Source organism: Pseudomonas sp. NFX71 (genome assembly GCF_048079215.1).
GTDB classification, from domain to species: Bacteria; Pseudomonadota; Gammaproteobacteria; order Pseudomonadales; family Pseudomonadaceae; genus Aquipseudomonas; species Aquipseudomonas fluorescens_B.
In genome coordinates this window covers 5092682-5108465 of sequence record NZ_CP182230.1, presented here as the reverse complement: position 1 = coordinate 5108465, position 15784 = coordinate 5092682, and the positions used below count along the sequence as shown (strand labels likewise).

The window sequence follows — 15784 nt, the reverse complement described above, 5'->3', positions numbered from 1 at the left end:
AAACAGGTCGCGCCTCGCCTCAGGAATTGCGCTGATTCATGCAGGGGTGGGAAGCCACGACCGAAACCGCGCGCCCCCCAGCGGTGAAGGCTCGACCGTGAGTGTACCGCCCTGCGCCTCCAGCGCCCTTCGGCTGATCGCCAGCCCCAATCCAAACCCGCCCGTCGCTCTGTCCCGACTGCGGTCCAGGCGGTAGAACGGCTCAAAAATCCGCTCACGTTCGTCATCGGGAATGCCGATCCCGTCGTCATCGACCCAGATTTCACACCCCTTTGCGCAGACCTTCACACCAATCTGAATGCGCTTCTCGCAATAGCGCATCGCGTTGCGCAGCAGGTTCTGAATGGCGCGAGCGGTGAGGCGCGGGTCGAGACTGAAGCGTTCGAGCTGGCCGTGAAGCAGCACGTCAATCACGATTTCCGGAGAATCCAGTTCTTCGTCGACACTGCCCAGAATGCTGTCGATGAATTCGTCCAGCGACACTTCGACCTGTTCCGGCAAACGCGCCGGGTTTTGCAGGCGGCTGTAGGAGAGCAGCTCCAGCACCAGTTCGTCGAGTTCGCGGATGTGCGCAACCAGGCCTTGCAAACGCTCGCGGCTGGCGGCCGGCAAGTCGTCGGACAGCGCCAGGGCCAGGCCAAAGTCCAGCCGTGTCAGCGGCGTGCGCAGCTCGTGGGAGACCGCGTCGAGTAAATCCCGCTGCTGGTTGAGCAGGTTTTCAATGTCGCCCGCCATGGTGTCGAACACGTGGGCCAGGCTACCGATGTTGGAGCTGGCGGAAATCTTCGTGCGCTCACTCAAGTGCCCCTTACCGAAGCGCTCGGCAGTGCCTTTGAGGCGTTCCAGATCGCGCCAGTGCGGGCGCAGCCAGGCCAGCAGACACGCCAGCATCGTCGCACCGATCAGCACGTTGATGCTCCAGTACAACAGATTGACGTCCAGCGGGTCCGGCGGCACGACCATTTGCACCACCGTTTGTGGGTTCAACGGTGTCACCGCCAAGGTGCGCCAGCCCCAGTCGCCAATGCGCACCACGCTTTCGCCACGCTGCAGACGCTGCTGCTCTGCCGGGGTCAAGCCAGGATCGTCACTGCCGGTCAGCACGATGCGCAGCGGGTTGAATTCCTTGTCCATTTCGCTCGCCAACGCCGGCCATTGTGCCTCGGGCACGGCGTGGAACTGCTTGACGATGAGGGTTTGCAGCCCGCGGGAATAATCGAGGTTGTAGGTAACGAAGCGCTCCTGGAAGACCTTGATCACCACGTCCGGCACCAGATAAATCGCCGCGCTGTAGGAGACGATCGTCACCAGATACAGGCGAAACAGGATTCTGAACATCGCCTCAGCATTCCCATTCGGAGCGGCTGAACAGATAACCCTTGCCCCACACGGTCTTGATCTTGCGCGCTTCGCCAGCGTTATCGTCGAATTTGCGCCGCAACTTGGAGATCGCCACGTCCACCGATCGGTCGGTGCCGTTGAATTCGATACCGCGCAGGCGTTGCAGGATCTGGTCACGACTCAGCACTTCACCGGCATGTCGGGCCAGCACCACCAGCAGGTTGTATTCGCCGCTGGACAGTTCGACCAGTTGTTCGCGCCAGGTCACGGTGCGCTCGGACAGGTCGATGCACAGATTGCCCATGAGAATGCGGTCGTTGGCGGTCTGCGGCTCGCTAAGGCTGCTGCGGCGCAACAGCGTACGGACGCGAGCCAGCAACACACGGGGTTCGCAAGGTTTGGTGACGTAGTCATCGGCGCCCATTTCCAGGCCCAGCACCTGATCGTGGCTGTCGTCCCGGGCGGTCAGCATCAGGATCGGCAGCGTGGCCGAGTCCGCTCGCAGCAAGCGACAGACTTGCAGGCCGTCGAGGCCCGGCAACATCAGGTCGAGGATCACCAGGTCCGGCGGATTGATCCGCGCGCGCTCGCGCACGTGATCGCCTCGGCTGATCACACTGACGGAATAACCGTTGCGTTCCAGGTAGCTGGCAATCAGTTCGGAGAGCGCGGTGTCGTCTTCGACCAGGAGGATGTTGGGCATGGGTGTTTCCAGAAAGTGCAGTGGCGCCTGTTGTGCCGGCATCGCTAGCAGGCTAGCTCCCACAGTTGATAGGGGATGTTCACAAAACCTGTGCTCACATCAACCCCTGTGGGAGATAGCCTGCTAGCGATGGCAGCAAGACAAGCGCTGAAAGAATCAAGCCACGAAGGATATACGCCCTCACCCCTGCCTGAGTAAAACCCTTACACAATTTCACACAGCACCAACAAAGCTTCACCGCTACCCTCGTCGCCTCCCCGTAGGATGCGGGAGTTCATTATTGGGGTATTTACATGTCAAAGAACCTGCTTGCCAAGCTCAGCCTGCTGGCACTGGCGATGACGCTGAGCGCTTGTGACAAGTCCTCCAACGCCGAAGAACAGGCGCCATTGGCCACCGTGCGCGTCGAAACCCTCGACGCCCGGCCTCTGTCGATCACCAGTGAACTGAGCGGGCGGATTGCCGCGCCCCGGATCGCCGAAGTTCGCGCCCGTGTCGCCGGCGTCGTTTTGCAACGGGTCTTCCACGAAGGCAGCGATGTGAAGAAAGGCGACGTGCTGTTTCGCATCGACCCTGCCCCCTTCAAGGCTGACCTGGACAGTGCCGAAGCGGAACTGCGAAAAGCCGAGGCCAATGCCTTTCAGGCGCGCCTGCAAGAGCAGCGTTATGCCCAGTTGATCGAAGGCAATGCCATCAGCGGCCAGGACTACGACAACGCGCGTTCCGCCGTGCGGCAAACCGCCGCCGAGGTCGCCGCCAACAAGGCCGCCGTGGAGCGGGCGAAACTCAACCTCGGCTACGCCACCGTCACCGCGCCGATTTCCGGGCGCATCGGCCGTGCACTGGTCACCGAAGGTGCGTTGGTCGGGCAGAACGAAACCACGCCACTGGCATTGATTCAGCAGCTGAACCCGATTCATGCCGACCTGACTCAATCGACCCGTGAACTCAACGACCTGCGTCGTGCCTTCCGTTCCGGTCAGTTGCAGGAAGTGGGTCAGGGCCAGGCCAAAGCCACGCTGATCCAGGACGACGGCAGCCTTTATCCGTTGCCGGGCAAGCTGCTGTTCACCGACATCACTGTCGACCCGGGCACCGGCCAGATCATCCTGCGCAGCGAGTTCCCCAACCCGGACCTCGACTTGCTGCCCGGCAGCTTTGTGCGGGTGCGCCTGGAGCAAGCGGTGAATCAGCAAGGCATCAGCGTGCCGCAACGGGCCATCCAGCGTGACAGCGCCGGTATTGCTCAGGTGCTGTTGCTCGACGCGGATCAACGGGTCGGCCAGCAACCGGTCGAGCTGGGCGCCGTGCAAAACGATCGCTGGATCGTCACCGCAGGCCTCAAGCCCGGCGACCGCATCGTCATCGAAGGCCTGCAACACGCCAAGCCCGGCGAGAAAGTGCAGATCGACGATTCCCCTCTTCCACTTGCCCAGGCCACTGGTCAGTAAGCAGGACGCTTTTTTATGCCGCAGTTCTTTATCGATCGCCCGGTGTTCGCCTGGGTGGTTGCCCTGTTCATCCTGCTGGCTGGCGCCTTGGCCATTCCACAGTTGCCGGTGGCGCAGTACCCCGATGTCGCGCCGCCGCAGATCGAAATCAATGCCGTGTACCCCGGCGCCTCGGCGCAAACCGTGGACGAAAGCGTGGTCAGCCTGATCGAGGAAGAGCTCAACGGCGCCGATCATCTGTTGTATTTCGAGTCCCAAAGCAGTCTCGGCAGCGCCACGATCAAGGCGACTTTCCAGCCGGGCACCAACCCGGAAATGGCCCAGGTGGATGTGCAAAACCGCCTGAAAGTCGTGGAGTCACGCCTGCCGCAAGCGGTCAATCAGCAAGGCTTGCAAGTGGAGAAAGTCTCCGCAGGCTTCCTCCTGCTGATTACCCTGACCTCCACTGACGGCAAGCTCGACGACGTGGCGCTCAGCGATTACCTGGCGCGCAACGTGATGAACGAGATCAAGCGTCTGGACGGTGTCGGCAAGGCTCAGCTGTACGGTGCCGAACGGGCGATGCGGATCTGGATCGACCCGCAGAAGCTGATTGGTTTCAACCTGACACCGGCCGACGTCAACGCGGCCATCGTCGCGCAGAACGCGCAGGTCTCGGCCGGCAGCATCGGCGATCTGCCGACCCGCACCACACAGGAAATCACCGCGACCATTCTGGTGAAAGGGCAGCTGTCGACCCCGGAAGAATTTTCCGACATCGTGCTCAAGGCCAATGCTGACGGTTCGACGGTGCGCATCGGCGATGTGGCGCGGGTCGAGATCGGCAGCCAGGAATATCAGTTCGGCACGCGCCTGAACGGCAAGCCGTCCACCGCCGTCGGCGTGCAGTTGTCGCCCGGCGCCAATGCCCTGAGCACCGCGACGCTGGTGCGGGCGAAGATGGATGAACTGGCGCGCTACTTCCCGGCCAACGTCGAATACAAGATCCCCTACGACACGTCGCCCTTCGTCAAAGTCTCGATCACCAAAGTGGTTTACACCCTGGTCGAGGCGATGGTGCTGGTGTTCGCGGTGATGTTCCTGTTTCTGCAAAACATCCGCTACACGCTGATCCCGACCCTGGTGGTGCCGGTGGCATTGATGGGCACTTTTGCGACCATGCTCGCGCTGGGGTTCTCGATCAACGTGCTGACCATGTTCGGCATGGTGCTGGCCATTGGCATTCTGGTGGACGACGCCATCGTCGTGGTGGAGAACGTCGAGCGGATCATGGTCACCGAAGGCCTGTCGCCGAAAGAGGCGACCCGCAAGGCGATGAAGCAGATAACCGGCGCGATCATCGGCATTACCCTGGTGCTGGTGGCGGTGTTCATTCCGATGGCGTTCATGCAGGGTTCGGTCGGGGTGATTTACCGGCAGTTCTCGTTGTCGATGGCCACCTCGATTCTGTTCTCGGCGTTCCTCGCCCTGACCTTGACCCCGGCGCTCTGCGCAACGCTGCTCAAGCCGATTGCCAAGGGCGACCATCACGCCAAGGGCGGTTTCTTCGGCTGGTTCAACAAGCGCTTCGAGCAACTGACCGAGCGTTATCAGGGCTGGGTCGCCTATGCGCTGAAACGCAGCGGCCGCTACCTGCTGATCTATGGTGTATTGCTGATCGGCCTGGGCCTGTGTTTCAGTCGCCTGCCCTCTTCGTTCCTGCCGGTGGAGGATCAGGGGTACACCATCACCGACATTCAATTGCCGCCCGGCGCGAGCAAGAATCGCACGGTGCAGGTGGTCGAGCAGATCGAAGCCCACAACGCCAAGGAACCCGGCGTTGGCGACAGCACGGTGATCCTCGGCTTCAGCTTCTCCGGCAGCGGGCAGAACGCGGCGCTGGCTTTTACCACGTTGAAAGACTGGTCGGATCGCGGCAACGACGACTCGGCGAGTTCGATTGCCGACCGCGCCAACATCGCGTTCAGCCAGATCAAGGACGCTATGGCGTTCTCGGTCCTGCCGCCACCGGTGGACGGCCTCGGCACCTCCAGCGGTTTCGAGTTCCGCTTGCAGGACCGTGGCGGCCTCGGCCATGCCACGCTGATGCAGGCGCGCACCCAGTTGCTGGCGGCTGCCGAGAAAAGCCCGATCCTGATGAACGTGCGCGAAAGCGCGCTGGCCGAAGCGCCGCAGGTGCAACTGATCGTGGACCGCAAACAGGCGAATGCGTTGGGGGTTTCGTTCGCCGACGTCGGCAGCGTGCTGTCCACTGCTGTCGGTTCGGCCTACATCAACGACTTCCCCAATCAGGGGCGGATGCAACGGGTGGTGGTCCAGGCTGAAGGCGATCAGCGCAGTCAGGTCGCCGATCTGCTGAAGATCCATGTGCGCAACAGCAGCGGGAAAATGGTACCGCTCTCGGCCTTCGTCCAGGCCAAATGGACCCAGGGACCGGCGCAATTGACCCGTTACAACGGCTACCCGGCGATCAGTATTTCCGGCGAACCGAAACCGGGTCACAGCACCGGTGAAGCCATGGCGGAAATCGAACGGCTGGTCGCGCAAGGGCCTGCAGGGTTGGGTCAGGAATGGACCGGGTTGTCGTTGCAGGAACGGCTGTCCGGCAGTCAGGCACCGATTCTGCTCGGCTTGTCGTTGCTGATCGTGTTCCTGTGCCTGGCGGCGTTGTATGAAAGCTGGTCGATTCCGACCTCGGTGCTGCTGGTGGTGCCGCTCGGCGTACTCGGTGCGGTGCTGGCAGTGACCTTGCGCGGAATGCCCAACGACGTGTTCTTCAAGGTCGGGCTCATCACCATCATCGGCCTGTCGGCGAAGAACGCGATCCTGATCATCGAATTCGCCAAGAGCCTGTACGACGAAGGTCACGACCTGATCGACGCCACGCTGCAAGCCGCGCGCCTGCGCCTGCGGCCGATCGTCATGACGTCCCTGGCGTTCATCCTCGGCGTAGTGCCGCTGGCGATCGCCACCGGTGCCAGCTCGGCGAGCCAGCAGGCCATCGGCACCGGGGTGATTGGCGGGATGATCACCGCGACACTGGCGGTGGTGTTTGTGCCGGTGTTTTTTGTGGTGGTGATGAAACTGGTGCGCAAGCGGCATAAAGATCGCTAACCAACATGGCTCATCCCCTGCAGGAGCTGCCGAAGGCTGCGATCCTTTGATCTTGCCTTTCGGCAGTCTTCTGCAACCTCAAAAGATCGCAGCCTTCGGCAGCGCCTACAAAAGCGTGTTTACCTGGGCTATGGTGGGCAGACTTCTGCCTCTGTGAACTCCAATGCCCCTCCTCCCCCGCACCCACCCTCGCCTGTCCGCTGCCGTCACGCTCGGCGTCGCGGTGGGCATTCTGGCTCCGGCCGACTCGATCATCAGCAAAATTCTCTTCGGCTGGAACGCCGGTGTCTGGACCTACCTCCTGCTGATGCTCTGGCTCACTGCACGCTCCAAAGCGCCGGACGTGAAGCGCATCGCCGAGGTCGAAGATGAAAACGCTGGAATGGTGCTGTTCGTGGTGTGCATCGCTGCGATTGCGAGCCTGGCGACCATTGGTTTCGAACTCGCCGGCAGCCGGGAACTGGAAACCACCCGCAAGCTGCTGCACTACGGTTTCACCGCGCTGACCGTGATCGGTTCATGGCTGCTGATCGGGGTTATTTTCAGCGTGCATTACGCCCGTCTGTTCTACACCTGGGATGGAAAAGACCCGGCACTGCGTTTTGCCGAAGGCCTGACCACCCCCAATTACTGGGACTTCCTGTATTTCTCGTTCACCATCAGCGCGGCGGTGCAGACTTCCGATGTCGGCGTGGCAACCCGGGATCTGCGCAAGATTGTGCTGGCGCAATCGCTGATCGGTTTTCTGTTCAACACGGCGATCCTCGGCTTTTCGATCAACATCGCCGCAGGCCTGTTCAACTGATTCGTGCACAAACGTTCTAGGCATCGCCCTCGCCACGGGCGTTAAATAAGTCGGCAATCCGTCTCACAGGTGCAGCATGACCACTCACAACTGGATCGACCTGGCCCAGGACGCCGACACCGGCATCGAGACGCTGCGCGCGCATTTCGAGGGCCACGCCTACGATCCGCACTGGCATGACAGCTATCTGGTGGGGGTCACCGAACAAGGGGTTCAGCAGTTCAACTGTCGGCGGGCCAGGCACCAGAGCACGCCGGGCAAGGTGTTCTTGCTTGAGCCGGGTGATATTCATGACGGCGAAGCGCCGACGGTCGACGGTTTCACCTACCGCATGCTGTACCTCGACCCGCAGTGGTTGCAGCGCGAACTCAGCGCTGTTTTCGACAACGCGCCCGACAACAGTCAGTTGAGCTTCGCCAAGACACTGGCCACCGACATACGTCTGGCCAATGCCACCAGCCAAGCATTTCAGGCGCTGCATCAGGGTGAACTGAAAATCGTCCGCCAGACCGCCCTCGACGGTTTGCTCGAACGCCTCACCACTCATTTGCACTGGCGCGCCCGTTACGGCGAGGACCCGCGTTTGCCATTGGTGGCGCACAAGGCTCGGGAGTATCTGCACGCCCATGCTCACGAGGACATCGGTCTCGATCAACTCGCTGCCGCAACAGGCGTCGACCGTTTCCGCCTGACCCGCGCTTTCAAGGCTGCCTACGGCATGCCACCCCACGCGTACCTGGTGCAATTGCGCCTGGCCACGGCGAGGCGAATGCTGGCCCGTGGCGAACAACCGGCGGCGGTGGCGATGGCACTGGGGTTTGCCGATCAGAGCCATCTGGGGCGCTGGTTTGTACGGGCTTATGGCCTGACGCCAGCGTTGTATCGCAAGCGCTGCTCAAATCTTCCAGACAGTTGATCGCGGGGTTGTGAAGATCGGCTTCAACGATCTTCAGCGGAGTTTGCCTGCGATGTTGTCCACTTTCCCGACGTTACTGCCCTTCCTGTTGTTTGCGTTCGTGGCGTCGATCACGCCCGGCCCGACCAACATTCTGGTGTTGAGCAACAGCGCCCGCTACGGGCTGGCCGCTGCCGTGCCGATCATTTTCGGCGCCTGCGCCAGTGCTGCGACCATTGTGTTGTTGGTCGGTAGCGGCGCCGGCTCCTCGCTGACCGCGTTGCCCTCGGTGCAAACCGCGATGCAGTGGATCGGCGTGGCCTGGCTGAGTTACCTGTCCTGGCAGATCTTCAGCGCCCCGGCCGAAGCCGTGACCGCGCGGGACACCGATGCCCGACTCGGGTGGGTGGGCGCCGCCGGCCTGCAATTGATCAACCCGAAAACCTGGATGATGGCGCTGGCCGTGGTCAGTGTCTTTGCCGGGGGCGGTGAACAGCGCCTGGTTCACGTGATGTATTTGTCCCTCGCGTTTTTCCTGATATCCCTGCCGTGCCTTGGGGTCTGGGCATTGCTCGGCGCGGGGTCTGCGCAGTGGTTGCGCTCGCCCCGGGCGATGCAACGTTTCAATCGCTGCATGGCTCTGTTGCTGTTGGGTTCGGCCTGGTTGAGTCTTTGGGCCTGAATCCCATTCGTCGGCCATTGTCGGACAATCGACGATGCAGGACTTGACAGTGAATTGGGTTTTGCTGTCTTCTGAAACCGGTTTCAGTGCCATCCCGATCGCACGAACCTTATAACTCCAATAAGAAGGTTTCAGCCCGTGAACGATTTCTCCGCCGCCCAACGCAGCCGCGTCACCATGCTTGATGTTGCCGAGCACGCCAAAGTCTCCAAGGCCAGCGTGTCGCGGTTCATCGGCGATGATCGCGCCTTGCTGTCCGATGCGACGGCCTTGCGCATCGAACAGGCGATTGCCGAATTGGGCTATCAGCCGAACCAGATGGCTCGCGGCCTGAAACGCGGGCGAACCCGCCTGATCGGCATGCTGGTCGCCGACATTCGCAACCCTTATTCGATTGCCGTGATGCACGGGGTGGAAACCGCCTGCCGTCAGCACGGCTACAGCCTGGTGGTGTGCAACACCGACCGCGATGACGAGCAGGAATGCCAGCACCTGGCCCTGCTGCGCTCCTACAACATCGAAGGGCTGATCGTGAACACCCTCGGCCACCACCGCGACGCCTTGCAGGAACTGCATCGGGAAATGCCCCTGGTGCTGGTGGACCGCAAGGTCGAGCACCTTGAAAGCGACATGGTCGGGCTGGACAACCCGCAGGCGGTCGAGATCGCCATGGCCCACCTTGAAGATCGCGGTTATCGCGATGTGCTGATGGTGAGCGAACCGTATGACGGCACCAGTTCGCGGATCGAACGCAGCGTCAGCTTCAAGGCGCAGATCGCCCAACGTTCGGCGCTGCGCGGGACGCTGATCGAAACCGGCAGTGAGCTCACGGCACACCTCAAAACCTTTCTCGATACACCCGGCCCCGGCCCGAAGGCGCTGTTCTGCGCGAACGGGATTGCGGCGCTGGCCGCCACCCATGCGTTGCGCGAGTTGAAGTGCAACCTGTTTGAAGAGATCGGTCTGATTGCCCTCGACGACCTGGATTGGTATCCGCTGGTGGGCAGCGGCATCACCGCCCTCGCCCAACCGACGGCCGAGATTGGCGCGAGCGCGTTTGAGTGCTTGCTCAAGCGTTTGCGTGGGGATGACGGGCCGGTGCGGACCCTGGATTTTTCGGCGCGGTTGATTGAACGGGGGTCGACCCTTGGAAACTGTCGGTGAATGGACCGGCCCCATCGCTAGCAGGCTAGCTCCCACAGTGGTCCGTATTCGCAGCCCAATGTGGGAGCTAGTTGCCAGCGATGGGCCATCACCACACCATCTAATCCTTTTTTTTGAACAAAAATGAAACCGGTTTCAGAGGTCTAGAACAATGCATAAACCACCTGTTTCCATCAGCCTCTCCAGCTACGGCGCAGATCTGGTTCGCCAACGCGGCCAAGGCAGTTTCGTCGATATCCTGTACGCCGCCGGTGCCCACTGCATCGAATGGCGCGAAGAGTTGCTGACGATCGAAGACCCCGCACAACTGGCCGATGCCGCACAGGCCAAGGGCCTCGAAAGCGTGTATTCCTCGCCGATGGAACTGTGGCTGGCCGGGCAGTCGAAACCCAATCCCCAATTGATCACCGCCCTGCAACGCGCCCAGGCTTTCGGTGCCAAATGGCTGAAGGTGTCCCTCGGTTACTTCACGGATACCTGCGACCTCAGGACCCTCGCACAGATCCTCGGCAAAAGCGCCGTGCAGTTGCTGGTGGAAAACGATCAGACCTTGCACGGTGGACGCATCGAACCCTTCCAGCGCTTTTTCGCGGCGGTCGAGCAACACCATCTGCCGATCAACATGACCTTCGACATCGGCAACTGGCATTGGCAGGACCAGTCCGCCAGCAGCGCCGCGCGCCTGCTCGGTCGGCATGTCGGCTACGTGCACTGCAAAGCCGTCTCGCGTCGGGCCGACGGCAAACTGATTGCCATACCGCCTGCCGCCAGCGACCTGCATCTGTGGGAACAACTGTTGCGGCACATGGCCCAAGGCGTAATGCGGGCCGCGGAATATCCACTGCAAGGCGACGACCTGGTGCAGCTCACCACCGAGCATGTCGCCGCCCTCGCCCGCCTCGGCCAACCTTGCGTGGAGAGCGCTCATGCCTGAGATCGATATCCTGTCGTTCGGCGAAACCATGGCCATGTTCGTCGCGGATCACAACGGCGACCTGGCGAACGTCGACCACTTCCACAAGCGCATTGCCGGGGCCGACAGCAACGTCGCCATCGGCTTGTCGCGACTGGGATTCAACGTGGCATGGCTGAGCCGGGCCGGCGACGATTCGCTGGGCCGGTTCGTGATCGACACGCTGAGAAAGGAAGGCATCGATTGCAGTAACGTTGCGATCGATGCTGAACACCCGACCGGGTTTCAGCTCAAGTCGCGCACCGACGATGGCGACGACCCGATGGTCGAGTATTTCCGGCGCGGATCGGCGGCGAGTCACTTGTCGCCGCAGTCGATCCTCCCCGAGTTGCTCAAGGCGCGGCACTTGCACGCCACCGGCATTCCTGCGGCGCTATCGGAAACGGCGCGGCAGATGTCGTTCGAACTGATGACGCGCATGCGCGAGGCCGGGCGCAGTGTGTCCTTCGATCCAAACCTGCGTCCGAGCCTGTGGGCCAGCACGCAACAGATGATTACCGAGATCAACCGCCTCGCCGCCCTCGCCGACTGGGTGCTGCCGGGTTTGAGCGAAGGCCGATTGCTGACCGGCTTCGAAGACCCTGCCGACATCGCGGCGTTTTACCTCGACCGGGGCGCCGAAGCCGTAGCGATCAAGCTCGGCCCCCACGGCGCTTATTACCGCACGCATCTGGATGAAGGTTTCGTGGCGGGCGTGCCCGTGGAAACCGTGGTCGACACCGTCGGTGCCGGTGATGGTTTTGCCGTCGGCATGATCAGCGCGCTGCTGGAAAACCACAGCTTTGCCGACGCCGTGAAGCGCGCCAACTGGATCGGCAGCCGGGCAGTGCAAAGTCGGGGGGATATGGAAGGGTTGCCGACCCGTTCCGAAATGTCCGCCGAATTCGAAACCGCTCTCGCCAGCAGGCTGGCTCCCACAGGGGATTTGTGTCGCCTATAGATCCAGTGTGGGAGCTAGCCTGCTAGCGATGAGGCCCGCTCAATCACCGAAGATTTGAACCCGTTACCTGCTGCGACAAAAACAACAAGCTCAGGAGCACCATCATGAAAACCGCAACGCTTGCCGCCCGCCGCTGGTGGTACATCATGCCCATCGTCTTCATCACCTACAGCCTGGCGTACCTGGACCGCGCCAACTACGGCTTCGCGGCCGCCTCCGGGATGGCCGCCGATCTGATGATCACGCCCGGCCTGTCGTCGATGCTCGGCGCACTGTTCTTCCTCGGTTACTTTTTCTTCCAGGTGCCGGGGGCGATCTACGCGCAAAAGCACAGCGTGAAGAAACTGATATTCGTCAGCCTGATCCTCTGGGGCAGCCTGGCCACCTTGACCGGGATCGTCTCCAACGCCTACTGGCTGATCGTCATTCGCTTCATGCTCGGGGTGGTCGAAGCCGCCGTGATGCCGGCGATGCTGATTTACCTGTGCCACTGGTTCACCCGCGCCGAACGCTCCCGGGCCAACACCTTCCTGATTCTCGGCAACCCGGTAACCATGCTCTGGATGTCGGTGGTGTCGGGTTATCTGGTGCAGCATTTCAGCTGGCGCTGGATGTTCATCATTGAAGGCTTGCCGGCCGTGCTCTGGGCATTTATCTGGTGGCGTCTGGCCGATGATCGTCCGGCCGAGGCCAAGTGGCTCAGCGACCAGGAAAAGCAGGATCTGGAAAGCGCCCTCGCCGCCGAACAGGTCGGCATCAAAGCCGTGAAGAACTACGCCGAAGCCTTCCGCTCACCGAAAGTGATCATCCTGGCCTTGCAGTTTTTCTGCTGGAGCATCGGCGTCTACGGTTTCGTGCTGTGGCTGCCGTCGATCCTCAAGGCCGGCGCGCAAATGGACATGGTCGAAGCCGGGTGGCTCTCCGCGCTGCCGTACCTGGCGGCGGTCATCGGCATGCTGCTGGTGTCCTGGGGTTCGGACAAACTGCAAAAGCGTAAACGCTTCGTCTGGCCGCCGCTGCTGATCGCCTCGATTGCGTTCTACGGATCGTACGCGCTGGGCGCCGAACACTTCTGGTGGTCGTACACCCTGCTGGTGATTGCCGGCGCCTGCATGTACGCACCGTACGGACCGTTCTTCGCGATCATTCCGGAAATCCTCCCGGCCAACGTGGCAGGCGGTGCGATGGCGTTGATCAACAGCATGGGCGCGTTGGGTTCGTTTGGCGGTTCCTATCTGGTCGGTTACCTGAACAGCTCCACCGGTTCACCCGGCGCGTCATACCTGCTGATGAGCGGTGCACTGATGCTTTCGGTGGTGCTGACGATTTTCCTCAAGCCCGGTGCAAGTGACCGGGAGCGTCCCTCGGTTGCGGTAACGCGCCCTACCGCCGCCCATCCTTGAATTGATGCAGAGATGAATACGATGAAAAAGCAGGTTGTGTTGTACAAGAAACTTTCGCCGCTGCTGATGGCTCGCCTGCATGAGCAGACGGAGGTGACGCTGATCGACAATCTCGACGCCGACGGGCTCGCGCAACTGCGTGAGGCCCTGCCCCGCGCCGAAGGCTTGCTCGGTGCCAGCCTGAAACTGGACGCTGGGTTGCTCGACCTTGCGCCAGATCTGCAAGCCATCGCCAGCGTCTCGGTGGGTGTCGACAACTACGACATCGACTACCTGACCGAGCGGCGCATCCTGCTCAGCAACACCCCGGATGTGCTCACCGAAACCACCGCCGACACCGGTTTCGCGCTGATCCTGGCGACGGCCCGGCGCGTGGTGGAACTGGCGAACATGGTTCGCGCCGGCCAGTGGAAACGCAACATCGGCCCTGCACAGTTTGGCACTGATGTGCACGGTAAAACCCTGGGCATCATCGGCATGGGCCGGATTGGCGAAGCGCTGGCCCAGCGCGGGCATTTCGGTTTCGGCATGCCGGTGATCTATCACAGCCACTCGCCGAAACCGGCGATTGAGCAGCGCTTCAAGGCGCAGTACCGCAGCCTTCCGGAGCTGTTGCAACAGGCCGATTTCGTTTGCCTGACCTTGCCACTGACCGCTGAAACCGAAGGATTGATCGGCGCCGAGCAATTTGCGCTGATGCGTCCGGAAACCATCTTCATCAATATTTCACGGGGCAAAGTCGTGGACGAAGCAGCGCTGATCGAGGCATTGCGTTCGGGGCAGATTCGCGCGGCGGGGCTGGATGTGTTCGAGCGTGAACCGTTGAATCCAGACTCGCCGCTGTTGCAGTTGAACAACGTGGTGGCGACGCCGCACATTGGCTCGGCGACCCATGAAACGCGGGAAGCGATGGCCACGTGTGCGGTAGACAACCTGTTGACGGCGCTGGCGGGTGGGCGGCCGAAGAATCTGGTGAATGAGCGGGCGTGGCAGGGCTGAGGGGCTTGGAGTTTGTCAGATAGCTATCGCTAGCTGCTCCCACATTGGATCTGTGGCGTTCACAAAACCTTGTGGGAGCGGGCTTGCCCGCGATGAAGCCCGCATAGACAACGCAAATGTCTCAGGCCCGCGGCGCCTCAAGAAGATCCGCCGCACACAACGCAATCCGCCGACACGCATCCGCCAGTTTCTGCCGATCGACCACCAGCCCGATCCGGATATGCCCCGCCGCGCTCGGCCCGAACGCTTCGCCGGCCAGCACTGACACACCATAGCCCTCCAGCAGCCGCTCGGCAAAATGCTGGGCAGTCAGCCCGGTCTGGCGCACATCGACCATCACGAACATCCCGCCATCCGGCCGTACCGCCCGCAAACCCGGGCACGCGTTCAGGCTCGCGCACACCAGGTCGCGACGCTGACGGTATTCCTCCCGCATCATTGCCACTTCCGGCAGATTCCCGTCCAGCGCGACTTGCGCCGCGTTCTGCACAAAATCCGGGATGCCAAACAGCATGCACAACGACAGGTGTTCCAGATGGTCGATCAAGGTTTTCGGCCCGATCACCCAGCCCACTCGCCAGCCGCTCATGGCGTGGGATTTGGACAGGCTGTCGATCGTCGCGGTCCGCTCGGCCATACCCGGCAGACTGGCCGGGCTGATGTGCTCGCCTTCGTACAACAGATCGCTGTAGACCTCGTCACTGATCAGCCACAGGTTGTGCCGAACACAGAGCGACGCCAGTTCCTGCCAGAGCATCAGCGGCAAGCTGGCGCCGGAAGGGTTGTTGGGACTGTTGAGCAACATGGCACGGGTTTTCGGCGTAATCAGCGCCGCGACATCCGCCGGATCAACCCGAAAGCCGTTCTCCGGACGCACCGGCGCCGGCACCACCCGGGCGCCGCATGCGCCGAACACGCCTTCATAGGTCACGTACATGGGTTCGGCGACGATCACTTCGTCGCCAGGATCGAGCAGGCATTGCACGACCGAATACACCCCGCATTGCGCGCCGGGCATCACGATCACTTCATCGACATCCACCGTCTGTCCACTGCGCCGCCGATGACGGCTGACGATGCTGTCGCGCAGCCCACGACTGCCGCGTACTTCTGCGTAATGGGTATCGCCGGCCAACAGGCTGTCGATGCACGCCTGAACGATGGGTCGCGGCGTATCGAAGTCCGGATCACCCACCGACAGCAGCAACACATCGACGCCTTGCTCTCGTAACTCCAATGCTCGGTAATGAATTTGCCAGGCCGCAGCGCCGTCGCCGGCGATTCGTTGGGTCAAGGCTGAGTAGCGCATGTATT

13 protein-coding genes are annotated in these 15784 nt (G+C 61.8%); 10 read left to right on the top strand and 3 right to left on the bottom strand.

Features of this window, described 5'->3' with window-relative positions; translation table 11 throughout:
- Positions 1–36: 36 nt before the first annotated feature.
- Together ACM1ZW_RS23890 and ACM1ZW_RS23885 are read right to left on the bottom strand one after the other, a co-directional pair.
- Complete coding sequence (locus ACM1ZW_RS23890; RefSeq protein ID WP_017338640.1) at positions 37–1338, bottom strand: ATP-binding protein; 1302 nt, start codon at positions 1336–1338, stop codon at positions 37–39.
- A 4-nt stretch (positions 1339–1342) separates the two neighbouring features.
- On the bottom strand, positions 1343–2044 hold the full coding sequence (locus tag ACM1ZW_RS23885) for a response regulator transcription factor (protein ID WP_017338639.1): 702 nt from the start codon (positions 2042–2044) through the stop codon (positions 1343–1345).
- Positions 2045–2337: 293 nt separating this feature from the next.
- Between ACM1ZW_RS23885 and ACM1ZW_RS23880 the strand changes: the two genes are divergently transcribed.
- The 10 genes from ACM1ZW_RS23880 to ACM1ZW_RS23835 all read left to right on the top strand — a co-directional run bounded on the left by ACM1ZW_RS23880 (position 2338) and on the right by ACM1ZW_RS23835 (position 14470).
- Positions 2338–3495 (top strand): efflux RND transporter periplasmic adaptor subunit, encoded by a 1158-nt coding sequence (locus tag ACM1ZW_RS23880; RefSeq protein WP_017338638.1) that lies wholly within the window; start codon positions 2338–2340, stop codon positions 3493–3495.
- A gap of 15 nt (positions 3496–3510) precedes the next feature.
- Positions 3511–6609 (top strand): multidrug efflux RND transporter permease subunit, encoded by a 3099-nt coding sequence (locus tag ACM1ZW_RS23875; RefSeq protein ID WP_414883757.1) that lies wholly within the window; start codon positions 3511–3513, stop codon positions 6607–6609.
- 163 nt (positions 6610–6772) lie between these two features.
- Positions 6773–7414, top strand: coding sequence for a DUF1345 domain-containing protein (locus ACM1ZW_RS23870; RefSeq protein WP_017338636.1), 642 nt, complete (start codon positions 6773–6775; stop codon positions 7412–7414).
- 76 nt (positions 7415–7490) lie between these two features.
- The gene (locus tag ACM1ZW_RS23865) at positions 7491–8330 is read left to right on the top strand and encodes an AraC family ligand binding domain-containing protein (protein ID WP_416739497.1); all 840 of its coding nucleotides are present in this window, start codon (positions 7491–7493) and stop codon (positions 8328–8330) included.
- A 52-nt stretch (positions 8331–8382) separates the two neighbouring features.
- Positions 8383–8991 carry a LysE family translocator gene (locus ACM1ZW_RS23860; protein ID WP_416739496.1) on the top strand — a complete coding sequence of 203 codons (609 nt, stop codon included), beginning with the start codon at positions 8383–8385 and terminating at the stop codon, positions 8989–8991.
- A gap of 138 nt (positions 8992–9129) precedes the next feature.
- Positions 9130–10155, top strand: coding sequence for a LacI family DNA-binding transcriptional regulator (locus tag ACM1ZW_RS23855; RefSeq protein ID WP_017338633.1), 1026 nt, complete (start codon positions 9130–9132; stop codon positions 10153–10155).
- Between the two features lie 151 nt (positions 10156–10306).
- On the top strand, positions 10307–11089 hold the full coding sequence (locus ACM1ZW_RS23850) for a sugar phosphate isomerase/epimerase family protein (RefSeq protein ID WP_416739495.1): 783 nt from the start codon (positions 10307–10309) through the stop codon (positions 11087–11089).
- Positions 11082–12068 carry a sugar kinase gene (locus ACM1ZW_RS23845; RefSeq protein WP_416739494.1) on the top strand — a complete coding sequence of 329 codons (987 nt, stop codon included), beginning with the start codon at positions 11082–11084 and terminating at the stop codon, positions 12066–12068. Before ACM1ZW_RS23850 ends, ACM1ZW_RS23845 begins: the two co-directional genes overlap by 8 nt.
- Positions 12069–12172: 104 nt before the next feature.
- Positions 12173–13471: an MFS transporter gene (locus tag ACM1ZW_RS23840; RefSeq protein ID WP_017338630.1), complete on the top strand. Its 1299-nt coding sequence runs from the start codon at positions 12173–12175 to the stop codon at positions 13469–13471.
- A gap of 21 nt (positions 13472–13492) precedes the next feature.
- Entirely contained in the window at positions 13493–14470 is a 978-nt protein-coding gene (locus tag ACM1ZW_RS23835; RefSeq protein WP_416740835.1) for an NAD(P)-dependent oxidoreductase, read from the top strand.
- Between the two features lie 121 nt (positions 14471–14591).
- On the opposite strand, the gene ACM1ZW_RS23830 is transcribed toward ACM1ZW_RS23835, so the two are convergent.
- The gene (locus ACM1ZW_RS23830) at positions 14592–15779 is read right to left on the bottom strand and encodes a pyridoxal phosphate-dependent aminotransferase (RefSeq protein ID WP_416739493.1); all 1188 of its coding nucleotides are present in this window, start codon (positions 15777–15779) and stop codon (positions 14592–14594) included.
- Positions 15780–15784: the final 5 nt, after the last annotated feature.

Coding starts and splice junctions, on each gene's coding strand:
- ACM1ZW_RS23850 (WP_416739495.1), top strand. CDS start 10,307: ATGCATAAACCACCTGTTTCCATCAGCCTCTCCAGCTACGGCGCAGAT.
- ACM1ZW_RS23860 (WP_416739496.1), top strand. CDS start 8,383: ATGTTGTCCACTTTCCCGACGTTACTGCCCTTCCTGTTGTTTGCGTTC.
- ACM1ZW_RS23885 (WP_017338639.1), bottom strand. CDS start 2,044: ATGCCCAACATCCTCCTGGTCGAAGACGACACCGCGCTCTCCGAACTG.
- ACM1ZW_RS23880 (WP_017338638.1), top strand. CDS start 2,338: ATGTCAAAGAACCTGCTTGCCAAGCTCAGCCTGCTGGCACTGGCGATG.
- ACM1ZW_RS23875 (WP_414883757.1), top strand. CDS start 3,511: ATGCCGCAGTTCTTTATCGATCGCCCGGTGTTCGCCTGGGTGGTTGCC.
- ACM1ZW_RS23835 (WP_416740835.1), top strand. CDS start 13,493: ATGAAAAAGCAGGTTGTGTTGTACAAGAAACTTTCGCCGCTGCTGATG.
- ACM1ZW_RS23840 (WP_017338630.1), top strand. CDS start 12,173: ATGAAAACCGCAACGCTTGCCGCCCGCCGCTGGTGGTACATCATGCCC.
- ACM1ZW_RS23890 (WP_017338640.1), bottom strand. CDS start 1,338: ATGTTCAGAATCCTGTTTCGCCTGTATCTGGTGACGATCGTCTCCTAC.
- ACM1ZW_RS23865 (WP_416739497.1), top strand. CDS start 7,491: ATGACCACTCACAACTGGATCGACCTGGCCCAGGACGCCGACACCGGC.
- ACM1ZW_RS23845 (WP_416739494.1), top strand. CDS start 11,082: ATGCCTGAGATCGATATCCTGTCGTTCGGCGAAACCATGGCCATGTTC.
- ACM1ZW_RS23870 (WP_017338636.1), top strand. CDS start 6,773: ATGCCCCTCCTCCCCCGCACCCACCCTCGCCTGTCCGCTGCCGTCACG.
- ACM1ZW_RS23830 (WP_416739493.1), bottom strand. CDS start 15,779: ATGCGCTACTCAGCCTTGACCCAACGAATCGCCGGCGACGGCGCTGCG.